Source organism: Sphingomonas sp. 3-13AW (genome assembly GCF_049311085.1).
Classification (GTDB): domain Bacteria; phylum Pseudomonadota; class Alphaproteobacteria; order Sphingomonadales; family Sphingomonadaceae; genus Sphingomonas.
The window spans coordinates 42,128-60,863 of sequence record NZ_JASNVZ010000012.1 but is presented as its reverse complement, the minus strand read 5'-3'; the positions used below and the strand labels follow the sequence as shown (position 1 = coordinate 60,863).

At 66.4% G+C, this 18,736-nt stretch carries 17 protein-coding genes; 5 read left to right on the top strand and 12 right to left on the bottom strand.

Translation table 11 applies throughout. The annotated features are described in order from the left end of the window. The first annotated feature begins 94 nt into the window (after window positions 1-94). The 4 genes from QP045_RS13485 (at window position 95) to QP045_RS13470 (ending at window position 3,328) form a co-directional block, all read left to right on the top strand. Window positions 95-946, top strand: a complete 852-nt coding sequence (locus QP045_RS13485) for an SDR family NAD(P)-dependent oxidoreductase (RefSeq protein WP_422515509.1) — start codon at window positions 95-97, stop codon at window positions 944-946. Between the two features lie 519 nt (window positions 947-1,465). Then, window positions 1,466-1,711 (top strand): DUF6894 family protein, encoded by a 246-nt coding sequence (locus QP045_RS13480; protein ID WP_422515508.1) that lies wholly within the window; start codon window positions 1,466-1,468, stop codon window positions 1,709-1,711. Between the two features lie 961 nt (window positions 1,712-2,672). After that, window positions 2,673-3,002 carry a hypothetical protein gene (locus QP045_RS13475; protein ID WP_422515507.1) on the top strand — a complete coding sequence of 110 codons (330 nt, stop codon included), beginning with the start codon at window positions 2,673-2,675 and terminating at the stop codon, window positions 3,000-3,002. Then, complete coding sequence (locus tag QP045_RS13470; RefSeq protein ID WP_422515506.1) at window positions 2,999-3,328, top strand: hypothetical protein; 330 nt, start codon at window positions 2,999-3,001, stop codon at window positions 3,326-3,328. The genes QP045_RS13475 and QP045_RS13470 overlap by 4 nt, the downstream gene beginning before the upstream one ends. Before the next feature lie 109 nt (window positions 3,329-3,437). On the opposite strand, the gene QP045_RS13465 is transcribed toward QP045_RS13470, so the two are convergent. The 7 genes from QP045_RS13465 to QP045_RS13435 are packed head-to-tail and all read right to left on the bottom strand — an operon-like array spanning window position 3,438 to window position 13,270. Next, complete coding sequence (locus QP045_RS13465; RefSeq protein ID WP_422515505.1) at window positions 3,438-3,863, bottom strand: hypothetical protein; 426 nt, start codon at window positions 3,861-3,863, stop codon at window positions 3,438-3,440. Continuing rightward, entirely contained in the window at window positions 3,860-4,453 is a 594-nt protein-coding gene (locus tag QP045_RS13460; protein ID WP_422515504.1) for a lysozyme, read from the bottom strand. The genes QP045_RS13465 and QP045_RS13460 overlap by 4 nt, the downstream gene beginning before the upstream one ends. Before the next feature lie 36 nt (window positions 4,454-4,489). Continuing rightward, on the bottom strand, window positions 4,490-4,855 hold the full coding sequence (locus tag QP045_RS13455) for a hypothetical protein (protein ID WP_422515503.1): 366 nt from the start codon (window positions 4,853-4,855) through the stop codon (window positions 4,490-4,492). Further along, window positions 4,855-5,301, bottom strand: a complete 447-nt coding sequence (locus tag QP045_RS13450; RefSeq protein ID WP_422515502.1) for a hypothetical protein — start codon at window positions 5,299-5,301, stop codon at window positions 4,855-4,857. Before QP045_RS13450 ends, QP045_RS13455 begins: the two co-directional genes overlap by 1 nt. A 55-nt stretch (window positions 5,302-5,356) precedes the next feature. After that, a complete protein-coding gene (locus QP045_RS13445) occupies window positions 5,357-6,256 on the bottom strand; it encodes a hypothetical protein (protein ID WP_422515501.1) in 900 nt (299 codons plus the stop codon). A 12-nt stretch (window positions 6,257-6,268) separates the two neighbouring features. Then, on the bottom strand, window positions 6,269-10,630 hold the full coding sequence (locus QP045_RS13440; RefSeq protein ID WP_422515500.1) for a hypothetical protein: 4,362 nt from the start codon (window positions 10,628-10,630) through the stop codon (window positions 6,269-6,271). Window positions 10,631-10,684: 54 nt separating this feature from the next. Further along, window positions 10,685-13,270, bottom strand: a complete 2,586-nt coding sequence (locus QP045_RS13435; RefSeq protein WP_422515499.1) for a hypothetical protein — start codon at window positions 13,268-13,270, stop codon at window positions 10,685-10,687. Window positions 13,271-13,294: 24 nt separating this feature from the next. On the opposite strand from QP045_RS13435, the gene QP045_RS13430 reads away from it, so the two are divergent. Next, window positions 13,295-13,642, top strand: a complete 348-nt coding sequence (locus QP045_RS13430; RefSeq protein ID WP_422515498.1) for a hypothetical protein — start codon at window positions 13,295-13,297, stop codon at window positions 13,640-13,642. Here QP045_RS13430 and QP045_RS13425 read toward each other — a convergent pair. The 5 genes from QP045_RS13425 to QP045_RS13405 are packed head-to-tail and all read right to left on the bottom strand — an operon-like array spanning window position 13,639 to window position 18,732. Next, the gene (locus QP045_RS13425) at window positions 13,639-14,058 is read right to left on the bottom strand and encodes a DUF6950 family protein (RefSeq protein WP_422515497.1); all 420 of its coding nucleotides are present in this window, start codon (window positions 14,056-14,058) and stop codon (window positions 13,639-13,641) included. The two genes, QP045_RS13430 and QP045_RS13425, sit on opposite strands and share 4 nt — an antisense overlap. Next, on the bottom strand, window positions 14,055-14,702 hold the full coding sequence (locus QP045_RS13420; protein WP_422515496.1) for a hypothetical protein: 648 nt from the start codon (window positions 14,700-14,702) through the stop codon (window positions 14,055-14,057). The genes QP045_RS13425 and QP045_RS13420 overlap by 4 nt, the downstream gene beginning before the upstream one ends. Then, window positions 14,699-15,307 (bottom strand): hypothetical protein, encoded by a 609-nt coding sequence (locus QP045_RS13415; protein ID WP_422515495.1) that lies wholly within the window; start codon window positions 15,305-15,307, stop codon window positions 14,699-14,701. Before QP045_RS13415 ends, QP045_RS13420 begins: the two co-directional genes overlap by 4 nt. Then, window positions 15,298-18,573: a phage tail length tape measure family protein gene (locus tag QP045_RS13410; RefSeq protein ID WP_422515494.1), complete on the bottom strand. Its 3,276-nt coding sequence runs from the start codon at window positions 18,571-18,573 to the stop codon at window positions 15,298-15,300. Before QP045_RS13410 ends, QP045_RS13415 begins: the two co-directional genes overlap by 10 nt. 9 nt (window positions 18,574-18,582) lie before the next feature. Beyond that, on the bottom strand, window positions 18,583-18,732 hold the full coding sequence (locus tag QP045_RS13405; protein WP_422515493.1) for a DUF7697 family protein: 150 nt from the start codon (window positions 18,730-18,732) through the stop codon (window positions 18,583-18,585). Window positions 18,733-18,736 lie beyond the last annotated feature (4 nt).

The following is an 18,736-nucleotide window of genomic DNA, read 5'->3' as shown; positions in this document are numbered from 1 at the left end:
GTGGTGGAGGACTTCCTGAAGGCGAACAGCCACGGCCATCGCCCTTGGAAAGCCAATTTCTGAGCGCCATCGTCCAAGGGCAGGAGTTAAGCGGATGAGCAACGGTGCCATGGCGGAACCACGCAGAATCTTTCTCGTCACGGGTGGGACGTCGGGCGTCGGACGTGCGATTGCCCTCGATCTTGCCCGTCAGGGCGCGCATGTCGTCGTGGTTGGCCGGTCGCCCGCTAAGGCGGCGCAGGAGATCGCCGCCGCTTCGGGCAACTCCAGCGTCGAGCCTCTGGTCGCCGACCTGTCCCTGCAATCGTCGGTCGAGGCGGCGGTCGCCGAATATTGCCGACGCTTCGACCGGCTGGATTGCCTGGTCAACGCCGCCGGGGCGATCATCCATCGCCAGCAGACCACGGCCGAAGGGCGCGATCTGTCGCTGGCGGTGAACTATCTGGGCCATTTCATCCTCACCACCGGGCTTCTGGACCAACTGGCCCGCGGCCGCGACGCGCGCGTTCTGACCGTCGGCGGCAATCCGCGCTTCCTGAACTCGCCGGACCTGGACATTGATCGGCTGTTCCGGCCGGATGCCTATCGCGCGCTGCCCGCGACGCTGAGCGCGATGCTCGCACGCATCCATTTCTCGTTCGAGCTTGCGCGCCGGCTGGAGGGCTCCGCCAAGGCCGCGATCGCGTTCCACCCCGGCCTGATCCGGTCCAACCTGACGCGGGGCGGCCCGCTCTGGTTCCGCCTGTTCGGGGTCGTCAGCAACCTGCGGGCAAGCGAACGCTGCGACGTGGGCGCATGGCTGGCCACCTTGCCCGACGCCCTGCAAGCCAATGGCGCCTATTTCGATGACCAGCGCGAACGACTGCCCCTGCCTTCCGCCTTCGATCCTGCCGTCGGGCGGCGCCTTTGGGAACGAAGCGAGGCGACCGTACGCGCCGCGCGCTGATATGGCTGAACTGCTGGAAAATGGGGTGGTGGAGCTGAGGGGAATCGAACCCCTGACCTCTGCAGTGCGATTGCAGCTAACGTTGCCCGCGAAGAGAGGAAGCGCCAGCCCGAAATAGGTGTTCCGCCGGAACGGCTAGGGAACATCGGGCAATTTGCGGTCCCAGTGCGGTCCCAGTTTCGGCATCCACACTGCTGCAGCCGCTGCCCATAGCGAGCACCTGAGCCCCAGCGCGCGACTGCACCCCGCTTGCCACGGGCGCAGTCTAGGCGCTGGAGGGAAGAGGTGGGGACGGCTCGGCAGGCTGTAGGGGGGGGCCCGCCGAGCCTAACCATAAGCGTGCTTGGGGAGCGCCAATGGGTGCCATTGGCCTACACCGTCCGCGGCCCTGATCCATCTGTAGAAGCACTTAGCCGCCGCAAGCAGCCTAACCGGGAAGGGTGACCGCCAGCACATCCATGTTATGGCACGAAAGCCAATAATCGGGTAGATGGTTAATTTCTGTTTAAGGAATCGGCCATGCCCCTCTACCGATTTGTGGTGGACGACGGCTTAAGCCCTCCGTCCGCTGATCTATTCGAGTTCACCGGCTTCCAGGAAGCGAAGTCGACCGCTGTGAACTTCGCCACGGAACTGCTCCGAGAGAAGAGCGTGGAACCTTGCGCGGCATGCGATTGTCGGTTGGAGGTCGCTGAGGAGCGAGGTCCGGTTCTGTTTTCCGTCGAGATGCACATGCTGGTGGGCGATCCGCCGTGGAAGGCGTAGGGGCGGCTCGGCGGGCTCCATGTGCCCCCCGCCGAGCCTAACCATGAGCTTGCTTGGAGGGCGCTAATGGCTGAGCTTTGGGTACAGCGCCCGCAGCCGCGTCCCATAGGCAGAGATACGTAGTTCGGCGTCAAGGAAGGCCGGTGTTTCAACGGTAACCAACCACCCCTGCACCCGGCACGTCTAAGCCCCCGCCCCAGCCGTGCCAGTGCGACGGCACCGCCGACGGATGGGTGCTGCCACCTCCAAGGAGGCGAGGAGCAAGCAGCGGTCGCGAAGTGCGCGCGGTGAGGGATATCGATGACGAGCCGCCAGCCGAACAGTAGCGGCTCGGCGGGCTGCTGCCGATACCCCCGCCGAGCCGTGCCATCATCGCGGTTGCAAGACGACGATGGCTGTGCCCGGCCTACAGGGTCTCGGCGCCCGTCCAATCGGTAGATGCCCTTAGCGGGCGGAGGTCCGTAGGCTCCGATCCGGCCGCGGCGCTCGTCGCGATCAGCGCCAACACCTAGCCGTGCACATTGGCCGCGTGCACGTGCCGGAAGGACTCTGGGAGCGGCGTCACCATGTACCCGCGGTCGGCGGTCACACTTCCATGCCGCTGAGGCAATCGGGTGTAACGCATCCAAAGTAGACCGGTTGTATAATCTAGATGGCCCCCCACTCGAAAGGCGGCGGGTATTCGCCTTCCTTCCATATACACGGTTGGCGGGATACGCGAGGGATGAGACCGAGCGGATCATCGCGACGATTAACTCAGCGGCCAAGCTGATGCTCTACCGGACACCATACTGCTGAAAACTTGCTCGGTTACTGATAACTAGCGCAACGGCCGGGCTCGACTTGGCGACCTCGTCCTTTGATGATTGCGCAGGATTGCCAAGCGGCTCGTTGTCGCTAACCTCGCCGGTGGCGAAGGGGGGAGAATAATGAAATGACACCACCTGGTTGGCTGCCGCGAATGGACGCGTTTCCGAAGAAAAGCATTCTCACACCAATTGGAGCGCTGGCGGTGGCCGTGTTGAGTGTTACCGTCACGGCTGCGGTTTACGTTCGGCCTTCACCGCTCAGCTGGCTGCTGCTGATCATCGGAGTTGTCCCGTTAGGCGTGGCTCTATGGGCCTATATCTACTTCGCGATTCGTGATCCCGACCGACTTCAGACTGAGGACTTCCGCATCCAACGACAGTATGTCGCCTTGATAGGAACGCCCGACGGCCAGCACATAATCACAGGAGAAGGTGCGCGATTGATTGATAATCCTCGCGACAGGGCGGGAGCGGTAGAATGACGACTTTCGCGATCTCTTACGACAGCGCCCAAATGCAGAATGTAGAACAGCAACTTAATGCTTTTGTGCAGAGCAACCGCTATGTCTTCACGTGGGCAAAGCCGTTCAACGGATGCATTTTAGTTCGCACTAACCTTGACCGTATAACTCTTTACGAGAACCTGCGGACGTTCTTCCCGCCGTCCGCACCATTTTTCGTGGCGGAAACATCATCCAGTCAAGCCTCCGGAACTCTCCCTCAGCATGTGTGGACCTGGCTTAATAGCGCGGACGTGTCAGCACTACTTGCCTTTGGAGCGCCTCCTCCAGCACCGTCAGATAGCTGACTTCGACTAGCTGGGCCAACTTTCCACCAGCAGCCGACGTTTCGCCTCGCACGCGGCCAGGTCAAACCTACCGTCGCGGATCGTGCCGTCGTCGTCGGCAGCGGTGGCGCTACCGTCCGCCTGCCGGCGCTGCGGCGTCGGGACGCACGGCTCCTGCGCCGCCCGCGGCGGCCTCGGCAAGCTCGGCATCGAGGGCATCGACCGCGCGCACCCGGTCAGCATCGCGGCACAGCACGCGGCCAGCATCAGTCTGCGCATATTCCCTCACGGTGTTTGTGGATCGGACAATGATCGGCTGGCGCGCGGCCAGGCCGTCGGCATAGTTCGTCGCCGCCTGGGCGAGGTTGCTGGCATACCGGCGCTCCGCCTCCAGCCGGGCTTTCTCCGCGTCATCCAGCGCGGCCGTCCACGCCGCGCGCTCGGCGCGCAGCGTTGCGGTGCGATCGGCGAGCGTGGCCCGGGTGGCGAGCAGCGCAGCACCGAGCACCAGCATCGGCACCGCCCACCAGAAGCGGAGGATAAGCGGCCAGTTCACGCTGCCAGCCCTGTGAGGCAGATCGACCGCTCGCGCTCGCGCCGGTTGACCAGCCCCTGCACCACCTTCCCGCCCGCCTTGTTCCACATACGGAAGGCGTCGCAACCGCTGCGCCACTGCCGGGCGTTGAAGCGTCGCGCGACAGTCGATCCGCAGAAGCCAGAAGTGCCGATATTGTACGCCAAGCTGACAGCGGCCCAGCGCTGATAGTCGCGACCATGTTCGGCCAGCGTTGGAACGCACGCCATGACCGGTTCCGCATGGGCGAGCAGCTGACGCTCCAGCCGCGCCTGGCACCCCTCTCGCGTCTCGATCGTGCCGGCGGTGACGTTCTTCGTGTCGCCGTCGCACACGGTCCAGACGCCAACGATGTCACGATAGGCCTTCAGGTGCTCGGGGCCACTGATCGGGTTGCTCACGACCTGGCCCGCAGGCGTCACGCTGACAGCCACCTTCCGGCCGCTCTCGTCCGCCGGAATGCTGGTGTAGAGCCCGGCCGCCGCAACAGCGCCGATCAGCGCAACGAGTGTCCCCTTCCGCGCGGCTGGCTTGCTGCCCGGGCGTGGCTCGGGCTGCCCCTTGTTGAGCATCGTCGTTCCTTTCGATGTTGAAGGCGGCCGGAGCCGCTATTTGCGAGGGTTGAAGAACCCGTCGATCGCGCCGCGCACCCGCTCCGAAAACTGGGCGGCGACGAACTCAAGCAGACCCAGCCCGAGGAACCCGGCCGACGCGCCGGCACCGAGCGCACGAAACGGCGTCAGCTCGCGCTCTGACGAGAATGCGATCATGGCGAGCGCGAACAGCACGGTAACAGCGAAGTTCGCCCGGCTGGGGACGCGCTCCTCCCCCTCACGGCGCACCGACTGCGCGATGTATCGACCCAGAACGACGCCAGCCACGCCGAAGAGCGCCGGCACGATCGGGATATTGAGGCCAAGCAGCGCGACTGCGGCCGGCCCCACGGCCGCAGGGACCACGCTCTGCCCGGCCATCAGACAAACGGAGCCGAGATCAGGGCGAGCCCCAGAATGATGAGGACGATCATGGTGTCGTGGCGGAACTGGATGCGCGTGCGATGCTCGTCCGACGTCGGCCGGCGCGTCAGCTGGTCGATCATGCGTGGACGTTCTTTGTCGATCACGAAGGCCGCGAGCAGCAAGCCGGCCACGAGGATCACGCCCCTCGCAGAGGCGAGGAAGGTGACGATCCGCTCGGCCATACCCTCGTCCCCGATGCCGAACATCAGGAACGCCCCGGCCGGGCTGACCACGGCCAGCAGCGGGACGATCAGCGCGATCTTGATCCAGCGATAGACGTTCACCGGATGCCACAGGCCATAGCTGCGATCGTGGAACACCTGTGCCCCTGCCCTTAGCGTCATCGACAGGGGCAGGAAGGTGCCGACGAGCACCGCGAACATTCCCCAAAGTGGGTTCATGGGATATCTCCCTGCCCGGAGCGCGCCGGGCTTCGCTTCACCTCGGGAGGGTGCCTTAGAGGGCAGAGATCCCGCGCAACGCCATGCGGCTCTTCAGCGAGGCGATCAGGACATCCATCTCGGCTGCTGTCTTGGTGACGTTCTTGTAGATGCCGGCCATCGCTATTTCGCCGATGACAGTCTGCGAGGTGTAGCCCACCGCGCCGAACACATGCCGGGCGCCAACCGACTTCTGGTAGTCAATCCAAACCGCTGCATCTTCCGGCGACGCAATGGTGTGACCACCGCCGAGGGCGCGGAAGGTGTAGCCGGCAGACCGGTCGAACGAGAGCGCCCAAGCGATATATGAGTCCTTTGGCGTGCCCGCCATTTGGGGGCCGGGGCGCACCTGCCCGCCACCCCACGCTTGAGTGTTGTTTGGCGTCCCTCGGAACGACAGAGCGCCCATTTCGGCGATGGTGCCGGTGGGGCTGGTCTGCTGATTGATGTGCAACAGGCCGTCACCCCCGTTGAGAGAACCCCTATTCGGGTTGGACATGAGCGGCTGCGCGGGCGTGTTCCAGTCACCAGAAGCGGACCAAGGGATCACGTAAACGGTTCCGCTCGTCACCGCCTCGGGGGGCAGCAGATTGCGGCTTATGCCAAAAACAGTGAATTTGTCGGTGAGGGGTACGGGCGAGAAAACCGCAAGACCGCCCGTTCGCGTCACCCGGTCGAGCGACGTGGCAACGCCCCCGGCGGTCTTGAAGGCGACAGAGCCGGGGATAAGCGGAGCGTCGTTGCCCCTGCCGCTCCGGTCGGTAGCCGGACCCGCATAGGCCTCGCCCACGGTGCCGCTCTCGAAGAGGTACAGCGCCTCGAGATTGTCGGCCGGGACGCCGTAGAGCAGCTTGTTGACCTTGGGGTTGCCGATCGCGCTGAAGTCGGCGCCGGGAACAGTGATAAGAATGGACATGGGATCGGCTCCTCAAGCGACCGGAAGGAAAAAGGCGACGCTCCAATTCCAGAGCGGGTAAGGCTTGTTCACGAACTGAGGGATGTTGGCGGTCGGGTACATTCCGCGCTCGGGCTCGTAGACGTAGTTGTCGCAGGCGACGGCCGGATCACTGTCGCGGACCATGCCGTTGCCCGTGGTGCCCTGGCTGGCGTACCAGACCCTGGCGTTCGCCCCGATCGCGCGCGTCGTGGTGATGCGGATGATGGTGTCGCGGACGATCGACACCTCGGCGATCCCGATCGCACCCGCGTCGTCGGTGAGGCGAAAGCCCTTCGTCGGACTGCTGTATTCGTTCCCGCCCGACATCTGCGGCTCGTCAAAGACGAGCGGGCCGAACGGGACATGGTACGAGACATAGATCGTCGAGGTGCCCGACTTGGTGGTCTTGATGGGGCGCAGCGGCTCCCAGGCCCGGCCTTCCACCGCGACGTGGTGATAGACTTTGGCGAACTGGTGCCCGAACCAGCGCGAGCCGTTGCTGTCGAGATGCCCGCCCTTGTCCGTGTACGGGTAGGCCGGCCCGACCATCGCCGCGGTTGCGCGGTTGGCGAGAACCGCGTCGAGCTGCGCCATGCCGACATGCAGGCCGGGAACGCCGTCGCCATCGACGTCGCGGGTGTAGCTGCCGCTGGTCTGGTAGGTCAGGAACAGCGGCGGCAGCGCCTGCCCGGTGATGCTGATCGCATCGCCCTGCATGTTGGCGATCATTGCCTCGAACTTCTGGCGGTACGTTGCATAGGTGCGGTTCAGAGAATTGTGGCCGCTCGCCTGCTGATAGTCGTGCTCGCCCTGCATGTAGCCGACAGCGCCAACCGTGACCGACTTGCCGTCGGCGCTCGCGATCGCCTTCACCTTGGTAATGGCGCTCGTGTACCGCCCGTAGCTCTCGCTTCCGCCCTCGGTGTGGTTCTTCGCCAGCTCGCCGATGGTTGCGCCGGAGACCGCGACGTTGACCGAGACGAAGCGGCGCGACGAATAGTCTTCGTTGAGCAGATATTGACCGAGCGCGTAGCGCGCGCCGTTCGCCCAGCCGTGGTTGATCGGCTCGCCGCGCGCGCCATTTCCGGGTGCGAGCTGCGCCTCGCCGGCCGCATCAACGAACGTGCTGTTGTTCGAAAACGTCACCGCCACCAGCGGCTTCAGCACGTCGGCACCGCCCACCGGCAGGAAGGTGCCCGTTGTCGCGTTGACCCCACCGCCAAGGTATTGGACGCTGTCGCCCAGCATCAGATTGCCGAAGCGATTGGTGCGGGACAGCGCGGGCCAGGTCTCGTCGCCCTGCGCCAGCGACTGCCCGTACACCGGCAGCAGCACATAGGGCGAGGTCGGCCGCTGGACGGTGGTGACACGCCGCATGTAGACCGACTGTGAATAGGCTTTGTTCGCCGCGTCCTGCGCGTCGAGAGCGTCGTCGTCCCCGGACTTGCCCGGACCATAGAAGGCGCCGTTCATCCACCCGGCAAGGACGTGCCCCTGCGGGTCGGCAATCGCGACATCATAGTCGTGCTTGCCGAAGTCGATTGTAACCCCGTTGAAGTAGCTGACGGTAAGGCGCTCGTTGCCCATCTCAGCGGTGAAGCGCGGGCCGAAAACCTTGCGCCCCATGACACCGAACAGGACATTGCCGGCGTCGTCCTGGATCACCGCGTCATAGTTGGCATCTTCCAGGTCGATCCGGGCGCCGCCCTGGTCCCGGCCGATCGAGCCGCGCTCGTCGAACTTCACCGCGCTATCGCGCCCCATGCTCGCCTGTGCTCCGGCCGGCATCAGCAGGGACGCTGCTTTGACCAGCGGGGCAACGACGCTCGACAGAGCCTGCAGGCTCTTTGCAGTCCATGCGCCATCAGAACCCAGACCCGCGCCGAAGTGGCCCGCCTCGTCGACGAAGGCGGCGATGAGGTTGAGCAGTGCTGGGTCTGCTGTCGACAGCTTCGTCAGCGGGTCCGGGGCAAGCCCAGCCGTCTTGAGCTCGACGGCGGCCAGATCGGTTTCGACAGTGCCTCCGCCGGGCCGCTCAAGATCGGACGCGGCAACCGCGGAGCCGCGGTCGACCCGAACGATTGCGCTATGCTGCCCATTCGCACCGATCGCGGTGACCGTGAAGTCGGTCGTCTGCGTCACCGGGTCGGGCAGCGACTGCGCCCGAAGCGCGCTGTCCACGAAGTCGGCAACGGCACGATCGCCTGCCGCGTTGAGGTGGAGGGTATCGCCCGCGCGTCGCAACGACCGCGGGGTGAAGCCCGCTGCCACGTCCGCCAGATCGTTCGCCGATCCATCGTTGCGGCTCTGCAAAAACTGCAAGAGCGTGCGGCCATCCGCGTGCTTCGCCATCAGCCCCGGAAACAGTGCCTCCGTCCGCGCATTGGCGGCTTCCATCGCCGTGTACGGGGTACCGAGCCCCCGCGTCGTCCACTCCGCAACCGGAATTAACGGAAGCAGGAGCACGCGGCATCCCTGCGATTGCAGGAAGGCGACGATCAGCCTGAGGTCGACCCACATCTGCGGATTCGTGTGGTCGCCGTATTCGTTCGCGACGCCGCTGAAGAAGAAGTTGTTGCCCATCCAGACGACGGCGGTCCGCCCGGCAACGGACAGTGCGAAGTCAGGCACAAACGTTGCGGGCCCGTCGAACGTGATCGCTGCCTGGCCCGGCTCTTGGGCGACCCGATAGGCGAAGCTGGCGGCGTTGGGCGCCGAGACCGTGACGCGACGCGTTTCGCCGTTTCGCTGAAGACGGCCGGTCATGCTCATGCCGGTCGTCAGGCCCGGGTCGCCCGTCGTCAGAAACGCGGCCGGGTTGTTGCCGTCGATCGGCGCGCCGTTGATCTGGGTGATCGCGACCGTGCCGCTGGCAGGCAGAGCCCCGGCCAGCGTCAGCACGATCGGCTTGGCGCCGCTGCGGTAGACCATCCGGGCGTCTGACGAATAGCGGGCGACCGACACGAAGGGCTGGCCGTAGCGAGCGGCGAGTTCCTGCGTCCAGCGATCGGTGGTGTCGGTGCTGTCCGCGAGGGAGTTGCCGATGAAGGCGAACGGCTGCGCGAGGGAGTTGCTGGGGAACTCCATCCGGCGCGCGTCGCCGCCGAGCGTGACCGTGCGGCTACCCCATTTGACGGTGTGCGCTGTGGGCTGGCCGCTGGTGGTCCACTCGACATAGCCGCGCGGGTTCGCTGCGCTGGAAAGGGCGACGGCGCGGGCGGAGAGGATCTTGACCCCCGAAAGCTCGGCGAAGGTCTGCGCGGTGACGACCTGCTTCCGGTACGCGATGCACCAGCGGAGCTGCACCTGGCCGTTCGTGGTCGGGGCATCGAGCGAGATCGTCTCGGGGAGGTCCGGGAAGCTATAGGTGTAGCCAGCGTCGCCCGACTGCACCTGAGCCACGGCGAGCGCGCCATCGGAAGGCTGAATTGCGAGGATGTCGCCCGGCAGCACAGCGATGGGGTTTGCCAGCGGGCGGTTGCGAACCGTTCCGCTGCCCGAGGTGGTGACGCTTTCCAGCGCAACGCGGGTGAGGTTGGATGGCGCGCCACGATAGACGGCGATCCGCACGGTGCCGGCCCCTTTGTCGAACACGTCGATGGACTGGAGCGTGCCCGGGTGGTCGACGGTGTCGTGCCAGTATACCGCGCCGGTGCCCTTCGGCGTGCCGTCGACAAGCACGGCGCCACCGGGGCGACCGATGAACTCGGTGCTGTCGGTGCTCAGGTTGTCGAGCGCGATGGTGGCCTCAACTGCTGCTGCCACGGCTTCGTCGCGTAGAGCCTCAACTGCCCCGCGCACCTCGCCGATCAGGTCGGCGCCATCGATCACGACAGTCGCCCCGCCGTCCTGGCTGATCGTCAGGGTTGCGCCCGCATCTGGGGACACCGCTTGCCGTGCCATTCCCGATGCATAGGCAAGCGGCCGGTTGGCGGGAGCGTCATCGGAGCGGTATGGGTGCGCCGGCAGAATGACCCGCCCGGTGAGCCGCGTGCGCCCCCCGATGACGAGCGCATATTCGAACTCGGCGGGAGTTCCGACCGGTCCGTCATAGCCGAGACCCTGCAGGGTGCTACGATCCATCCGGATCCGGATGTCGCTGACGTCGACACCGTCAACGACAGTCACACCTCGGAAATGGACGCCCTGCGTTTCGGAGGTAGCACCCCCCTGGCCCGGCACAACCTTAGCCAGAGCAATCTTGGGCGGGCCGGGAACGTCGCCCTCCAGGCGAACCTCCATGGCAAGCGCGATGTCCTTCAGGTCGGCACCGACGACACGGATCGGGTACTCATAATAGTCGTCGTTCCGCCAGATCTTGAGATCGTGGCGTGCCGTGACATCCTGCGTCATGGACGGTTCTCCGGTCAGGTGTTTGGGTGCGGACAGGACGGCTGGCCGGCTGGATCAGGTCTGGTCGACCTGCCGCGGCTCCATCTTGATGTTGTGCGAGAGGACGCCGTTGGAGACGTAGGTATGGGCGTCCGTCACGGTCGCCTTCACGATCCGATGTGAACCCGGAACCGGCGTGCCGATGTCGCGCATCTTCACCCAGGCGCCGGTGTAGACCAGGTGGTCGCCGGTGGCGCGCAGCTGCCGGCCGCCAACCTCCGCCTGCCAGACGTCTTCGCTGTCCGCGATCTCCACCGCCTCAACCGGGAAGATGCCCCATCCCCCTGCGATCTCGTTCAGCCGCAGCTCGTGCCGCGTCAGCATGCGGTCACCAACGGCAAGGTCGCCAGCCGGCTTCTCGGTACCATCGGCCATCAGGATCGGCGTGTCGGTGGTCACGCACTGCCCGCCCGGCGGGGTCGCGCCGCCGCCGCTCGACGGCGGGCTTCCGGCGGTCGGGATGATTGCATAGCCCAGGTAGTGCCGGCCGGGGTGGTCTGGCGCAGCGCGGGCGTCGATATCGTCTTCGAACAACTGGTAGGTCACCGCGCCGCCAAGGCGCTCCTCGTCGTCATAGCCAAGCGCTCGGAAAGAGCCGGGAGCAAGGCCGGTGGCGATCGTCGCCCCGGCAACGGCAACGTCCGGATGGCCGTCGGTGTAGCGGCGAGTGTGCGCGCTGATCGTCAGCGTCCCGTCGTCGCCGGCCGAGATCGTCAGGCCGACGGGGAAGGAGTTGGCGATTGCGGCTTGGGTTCCGCCCGCCGCACTAAACACCCCGGCTGTGACCGGGCCCAGCACCAGCCGGTCGCTGTAGGCGCCCGCCACCATATAGCGGACCGCAACCTCGTACTGCGTGCCGGAGCTAACGCTCGTGATCTCCTTGCGAGTGATGCCCGCTCCGTCGATACCTCCGCCGCTCCAGCCGGCGTCCGGCTCGGCGCCAGCCGCATAGGGCCGGTATTCGAACAGGACGCCTGCCATCGGACGATCATCGGCCGCGCCGGTGACGATCACGGCGGGGAAGGACACGCCGTTGGCGCTCAGCACCGCGCCGTTGGCGGCCCAGTCGGCGGCATCAGGCGCGCTGAGGTCGACCGTGGGGATCGAAAGATCGGGCGTCGGCGGCGCGGTGCCGCCCTTGCCCAGCGCGAAGTTGTGCTTCGAGGCAGTCTCCGACCGGCAGGTGAAGGTCACACCGACCGTCGCCATGTCGATCTCGCGCATACGCACCACGACGCTGCGGCCGACGAGCGCGGCTTCGGGAATGTCGACCGTCAGGCAGTCACCGGGGCGATAGCCGATCATGGTCGCGTTGCAGGGAAGAAGAATGCCGTCGAGCTCGCGCCCGTTCAGGATCTCGTAGAGCCCCAGCTGCGCGCCCTGGTCGATCTGCTGCACCAGCGGGAACTTCACTTCCCACGGCCGGCTGCCACCGTCGACGGCGACATAGTCAGGGATCGGGATGGCGTCGAGCGGGACCATCTCCCAGCCGTGGCTTTCCAGCCGTACCCACGGGATGACGGTGTTGCGGCGAGCCCGGCGGGAAGCGGTGCCCGGCACGTCGACGTCGCCGATGATGTCTGCGCTGGTGATGGTGCCGATCGACACGCGCGGGGCGTTGAAGGTGACCGACAGCTGCCCGGCGACCGGCATCGGCTCGCCGCCGCCCGCCTGGCAGATCATCTTGAGGATGTCCCAGTCGTTGTCGGCCGTCGTGTAGACGATGCCGCCGACCTTCCAATTGTTCGCATCGCAGACGTTTGCGAACTCGACAAACGGCGCGAGATCGAGGCCGACGATCTTCATGCCGCCCCCGGCGATCAGCGTGCCGTTCTGCGCGCGCCCGTGCGCCCAGGTGATGGCATGCAACGCCGGGTTCTGGCTGTAGACGTACGTTCCCTCCTGCCCCAGCCGGCACGAGCCCACCCCGCCCGGATAGGTGCTGTCGAGGCGGGGATCGTAGACGAAGACCCCCTCAAGGATCCGTCCGCGCTCGGGCACCCCGTTCGGGAACATCTTGCCCTTGCTGTCGAACTTGAGCGTCCACAGGTCGGCAGCGAGCCCGGATAGTTTGGAGGTGGCGTTCCAGCCGGGAAAGTCCCCCTGCGGCCCCTGCAACGCGCGGCTTTCCGGGCAGGCGCCAAGCTGTTGGTCGAGCCACATGTAGCCCGCGTACGTCCCCAGCGCCGCACGGTTGGAGAAATTGACGGTGGCCTTCTCGACCTGGAACGGCCCGAGGCTCTTGATAGGGCCGATGCTATGGACCGCGACCCAGCTCTCCAGGCTGTTCTTCGACCCATAGAACTGGCGGTGCACGACCTTGCCGGCCGAGTAGGTCCGGCCCATCGCGTACGGCAGGCCCGATTCCTTATCGATCGTGAACTGGGTCGGATTGCCGCCAAGCGAGCCCTTTGGAGCGGCAGCCGCCGAGGCAATCGACAGAGCGGCCGCACTGAACTGCGCCACTGTCGCAACGGTAGCGATCGTGGCGGTGGTCGCGCTCGCTGCAACCGCACCAAGGGTCACAGCCGCCCCTACGCCTGTTGCAGCGAGCGCGACTGCGCCTACAACGAAGGCTGCGGTGCGGAGAGCCTTGGCCATGCGTGCTCCTGGGAGATAGAACAGATGAAGATCATGGTGGCGCCGATACTGATGCTGCTAAGCGCGCCGGCTATCTCCGGGCCCTTGTCGAAGTTCGACGAGAAGGAGCCCGTCGCTGACTACGTCACCTCAGCTTCGATCGGAGACGTCGAGCGGTGTCTGATCGATATGGACGGCTGGCTGGCACCGAACGTTTACCGACAGCCGGATCGACCTGACCGTGTCACGCTGGTGTGGATTGCCGGTGGTGTCAGCTCAGGCAAAGCGGCCGCTCGGGTCGACCTGACGACTGGCGATAAAGGCACTCACGTCCGGTCCTGGATGCCCGCCAAGCAAGCGCTCGCTTGCGCTCCGAAGCAGGGCGCCTCTTAGGTCCGCCAGGCAGTGAGCATCTCAACCGGCTGAAGAATGTCCGCCCCTTCGATAGCCTCGTGATAACCGATCAGGCGACCGTTCCCGACGGCAACGGTTAGCGCGCCGCCAAACGGACCCGCGGCAGGTAGCAGCACCAGATCCGCTACCCATGCAGCAGCGGGAGCAATGCGCGGCAGGCCCAGCGCGTCGACGGCAGCCGCCAGATCCTCAAACCCCGAGCGTTGGAGCGCGCGAGCCGCACCCAGGGCCGTCTTGTAGCTGCCCGCCCTCGCCAGTTGCGGCCGGTGCCCCATCTTTCGCAGCAGAAATGCCGCCAGCCGCACGCAGTCGTTTTTGCCATAGATCAGGGGCTGACCCTTGAAGCGGTCGAGCGTCGCCTGCGCGGCACGCTGGCGGCGGAGGAGCTCGGTCATAGTCCGATGTTCCCGAGGAATGAGGCGGCAAGACTGCCGCCGCCAACAACGCGGACGTTTGAGGGGGGCTTCTCGACACCCCATAGCGACGTCTTGTCGATGCCGGTCATGTTCGCCAGCCCGGTCTCGCCCGGCCACATCATCCGGTGCCAGCTATCCGACAGCCGGGCGCCGCGCTCTTCGTCATGGAACGTCTCGAGTGCGGAGGCGCAGCGCCATTCCAGCGTGCGCGTCCCCTTCCCGACCCTCAGCCGGGGCACGTCCAGCTCTCCAGCGAACAGCTGCAACGGCTCCGGCAGCAGCCGGCCGGTCGCGGGATCGATCAAGCCGAGCCAGCCGGCGACCTCCCCGCCCTGAGCGGTTGCCGACGCCAGTTCCGAGGCTGCAGCCTCATTCGGAGGAACGAAGGTCAGCTGCCAATCCGGCGCCTCGTCCGCTACACCGTCTTTCAGGTTGCTCGCAGCGACCAGGACGCCGAAGCGCGGATCCTCGCCGACGTAGCGGTCCGCCCCGAACGGCACCTCAACCGACCCCACCACCTGGCAGAGCGTGTATCCGCGCAGCCGCACCCGCACGAGCGGCGCAAACGGGTATCGCCCGGTCCGCAGCGCGGCCGACATCTGGGGTGTCAGGCGAAAGGTCATGCCCGCTCCTGGATGCTGAACGACAGTGGGTCCGTCTTCGCGCGCCGGAACAGCGCGCCCTTGTCGAAGCCGAGCAGCTTCCCCTCGATCCTGGGGGCTACGAACTCGACGGGTTCAGCGTCGATCGTCAGGAAGCGGAGCATCGGCCAGATGGGCAACTCCACCCTTCCGGTATCCGGCACCATCATCTGCCCGGCGCCCGCGATCATGTGGACGTAGTGCCGGCCTCGATGAATGATGCTGAAGAAGTTGCCGCGGGTGAGCCAGCCCCGCTGCAATCCGCGCAGCGCCAAAGTCGTGCCCCCCTGGTCCACGCCATCGACCACCACGCCAAACCCGGCCGTATGACGTGCTCGATTCGGCTGGATGATCCGCATAGCCGCTGTGCCGTTGCTGGCCTCGAACAGCGCGGCCATCATCATCCGGCCCTCGTCGTCATTCCGGAAGTGGGTCGTCTCGACGTCAGCCGCGAAACGGTCTCCAGGGCGCGGGATGGGGAGATCGGGGCCGCCAAGCGCACCCTCCTGCTCCCCGCTAAACAGGCGCGGACGGAGGGCAAAAGACTTGATCCGCAGATGCGGGATCTCAACAGCCATCAGCGCCAACCCCGCCCTAGACGTCGAGCGCCAGCCGCCATGTCGTTCGCCTCCGCGATCGCCGCGCCGCCCGCCGCTGCAACCTGGGCGCCTTGAGCGACCATCGGGCCCGCCACCGACGAAACCCGTGCGTCAAAGTACGGAGACGGGGTTAGCTCAAGCTTCAGCTTCATCTCGCCCCCCGGCAGTCCCCCCGCTCCGCCCAGCAGGCGCCGCGTCTCACCGGCCGACGTCACCCGCGAACCCTGCGGCAGGTTGACGATCTCCGGCCCGTTCTCCGCCAGCCACGTCGCGCCGCCCGACCACCATTCGGTGCCGGCGGCGTTGTTGCCGACGCCCTTGGAGCCGAACAGCTTCCCGATGTTGCCGATCGCGCTGGTGAGGGTGGGCAGAGCCTTGTCGCCGTTCAGCAGGTTCTTGATCGGGTTAAGCAGCGCAAGCTTGATGAACTCGCTCTTGAGCATGTTCGTGACCGTCTTGCCGGCGTTCCCCCAGCTCGACCAGGTGTCCTCGGAAAGCACGGTGTCCACGAAGTCGCTGCCGAAGTCGCGCAGCTCCTGGAACCCGGCGGCGGCGAGCTTCGCCTGATTATAGAGGCCATCCAGACGCTCATGGTTCGCGAGGATTTCGCGGCCTTCGGCGCTGTCGACATCGATCCCCTGGCGCTTTAGGTCCAGGATCAACCGCAGCTTCTCGGCCTGACGGCCGCGCTCGTTATCGTTGGCGGCGGACAGCGCCAGCTCCAGCTGCGCAAGCTGCAGGGAATCACGCTGATCCTCGACGGTGCCAGCGTAATACTCGGCCCGGCGCTTCGCCTCGCCCGCCCAGGCTTCATCTACGCGGGCGTCGACGAAGCGCTGCCGCTCCTCTCCCTTGTAGCCCTGGCCGTCCGCCTCCGCCTCTGCGGCCCGGCGCGCGCTGTCCATCGCGCGGCTCAGCGGATCCTTTGCGAGGTCATAGATGCTGGAGATGGTCTCCGCGAACCGGGCCTTGGCCGCATCGGTCGCCTTCACAGCGCCGCTATTTGCCTCTTCCTCGTGCATCTCGGCCAGCGCCTTGCGATACGCCTCGATCACCGTCGTCAGCTGCGCCAGCGCCTCGCCCTGCGCCACCGTCTGCAGCTTCAGCAGCGGCCGGAGCGCAGCCTCGTCGGACAGCGCTCGCGCCATGTCCTGCGCGGGCAGCGTGCCGGCGAGCACCTGCGCGCGAACAGCCGCGCGTGCCTCGGTCTCCTCACGCAGCTGGGCAACGGACTTCGCGCCGCTCGCCACCTGCTCGCCGACCATCACCTGCAACTGACGGGCGACCTGCGCGTCGGTGTCGATACCGCGGCGCGTGGCATCCGTCAGGCCCTTGCGGGCAGCCTCGGCGCGCAGGGCGGCGGCTCCGCCCACCAGATAGGCCTTCGCCAGGTCGAGCGACGCTTCGGCGTTGACCTCCATCGCCTCGGCCTGACGGCCCAGCGATTCCGCGCGGCGATCACCGCTGCGCCGGCTGGCGTCCTGCGCGACGTTGAGATCGCGCTCGGCGGCCGTGCGTGCCTCCAGCAGCTTCGCCTGGTCCGCCTGCGTCTTGCCGCTCGCCGCATAGGCGGCATCGGCTTCCTTGATGCGGATTTGATACTGCGCCTGCGCGCGGTCGAGCGTGGTGGTCGCCCCGGCGAGCTTGGCACGCGCCTCCAGCAGGCCGGTGTCGGCGTTTGCGAGGGCGGTGGTATCGCCACGGAGCGCGCGGAGCTCCTTCTGCAGGTCGGCGTTCTCACGCGTGGCGATGATCGCCTGACCGCCGATGCCGGATACGTCGAGGGCCACCCGAGCCAGTTCCGGCCGAGTTTTCGCCAGCGCGGCCAGACCGTCGGCCAGCTTCGCCACGTCGCCACCTGCAGAGCGAATGACCCGCTGCACATCGACGTCGTCTTCGAAGCTCACGCCGCTCGTGGTGGAGCCCGGAGCGGCGCGGGTCGTGCGGAGGGTAGCATCCGCGGCGCGGTCGAACGCCTTGCTGCGGGCGTCGGTGATCGCCTTCTCGTTCGCCGCGATCTGTGCCTGCCGCGTCAGGATGGCATTGAGCACCAGCGTGCGGTTCTGCTCCTTGAGCTTGCCCGTCGTGGTGTCGATGAAGTTCCCGATATCCGACTGCCGGTCCTGGAACTTCTTCATGCCCGCCTCGGCCTTTTCCGAAGCGTCGTTGTTCTTGAGCAGGTGATCCGTGAGCGCGCCGAGCAGCAGCATGCCACCCGTGATCGCGAGGCCATAGGGCCCGATCATGAAGCGGGCGAATGACCCGGCCTTGCCCTCTAGGTGGGCAAACTGCCCTGCCGCCTGCCCGCCCTGGATTGCGAGCACACTGAGCGGGTTCGCGCCCATCGATAGCTGGGTGAATAGATCCTGCGCCTGGAACGACAGCCCCTGCATCGCCGCGCGCTGGGCGCCAGCCGAGTTGGCATTGCGCTGCTGCGCCGCGGTAGCCGTGTCGAGAGCGGCCCTCTCCTGCCCCAGCTTGGCGACGTACTGGTCGAGCGAGATCCTGCCCTTGCTGACAAGGTCCCGGGCGTTCTCCATTTCGGCGTTGAACCGCTGCTGTGCGGCCGCAGCGGGGAGGATAGAGGCGACCAGCGCCCGGGTCCGGGCGTCCAACTGCTCTTCGACGGTGAGCAACTCGCTCATTGCCTGCGCCGAGCGCTTTGCCGAGCCCTCCCACCGGCCGAAGCCGGTTCCCGCAGCAGCCTCTACGCGAGCCTGCACCGCAGTCAGCTCGGCTGTCTCGGTCGCGGCCGTACGCGTTGCGCCAGCCACCTTTTCGAGGACCGCAGCTGCCTGGGCCTCCGCCTGCATGAACTGATCGAGCGTGATCCGCCCGGCATCGTGCAGCGCCGCCGCCTCTCGGATCTCCGCGTTGTAGCGCTGCTGAGCCGCAAACGCCGGATCGATCGCGCTCACTAGCGCCCGGGTCCTGGCCTCCAGCTGCTCTTCGGTTGCGATGAGCTCCTTGAACGCGGCCGCAGATTGCCGGGCCGAGCCCTCCCATTGGCCGAAGCCGGTGCCGTTCGCGTCGGCGATCTGCATCTGCAGCGGCGACTGGGGCGTGATTGCAGCGATCTTCGCGGCAGCGTTGGCCTGCCGCTGGATCGCCGCCTCGGCGTCCTCACCTGCCCGCTGGTAGGCTTTGCTCCAGCGCTTTGCCGACGCGTCACCCGACGCGGCGATCTCGTCAAAGGTGCGGGTGACATCGGCCTTTCCGGTGGTGCCCATGCGGATCGAGACGGACTTTTCCACGCGCCCTCCTCAATCCCCGGCTTCGTCCCCGGCGAACCGGGCGACGATCACGGCTTCCGCGTCTGGCAGCACGTCCGCCAGCATTTCCATGTCAGCGCCTAGGGCGGCGCCGATCGCCATTACGGCGGCGTAGTCGAGGGCGAACGGCTTGCCGTCCATGCCC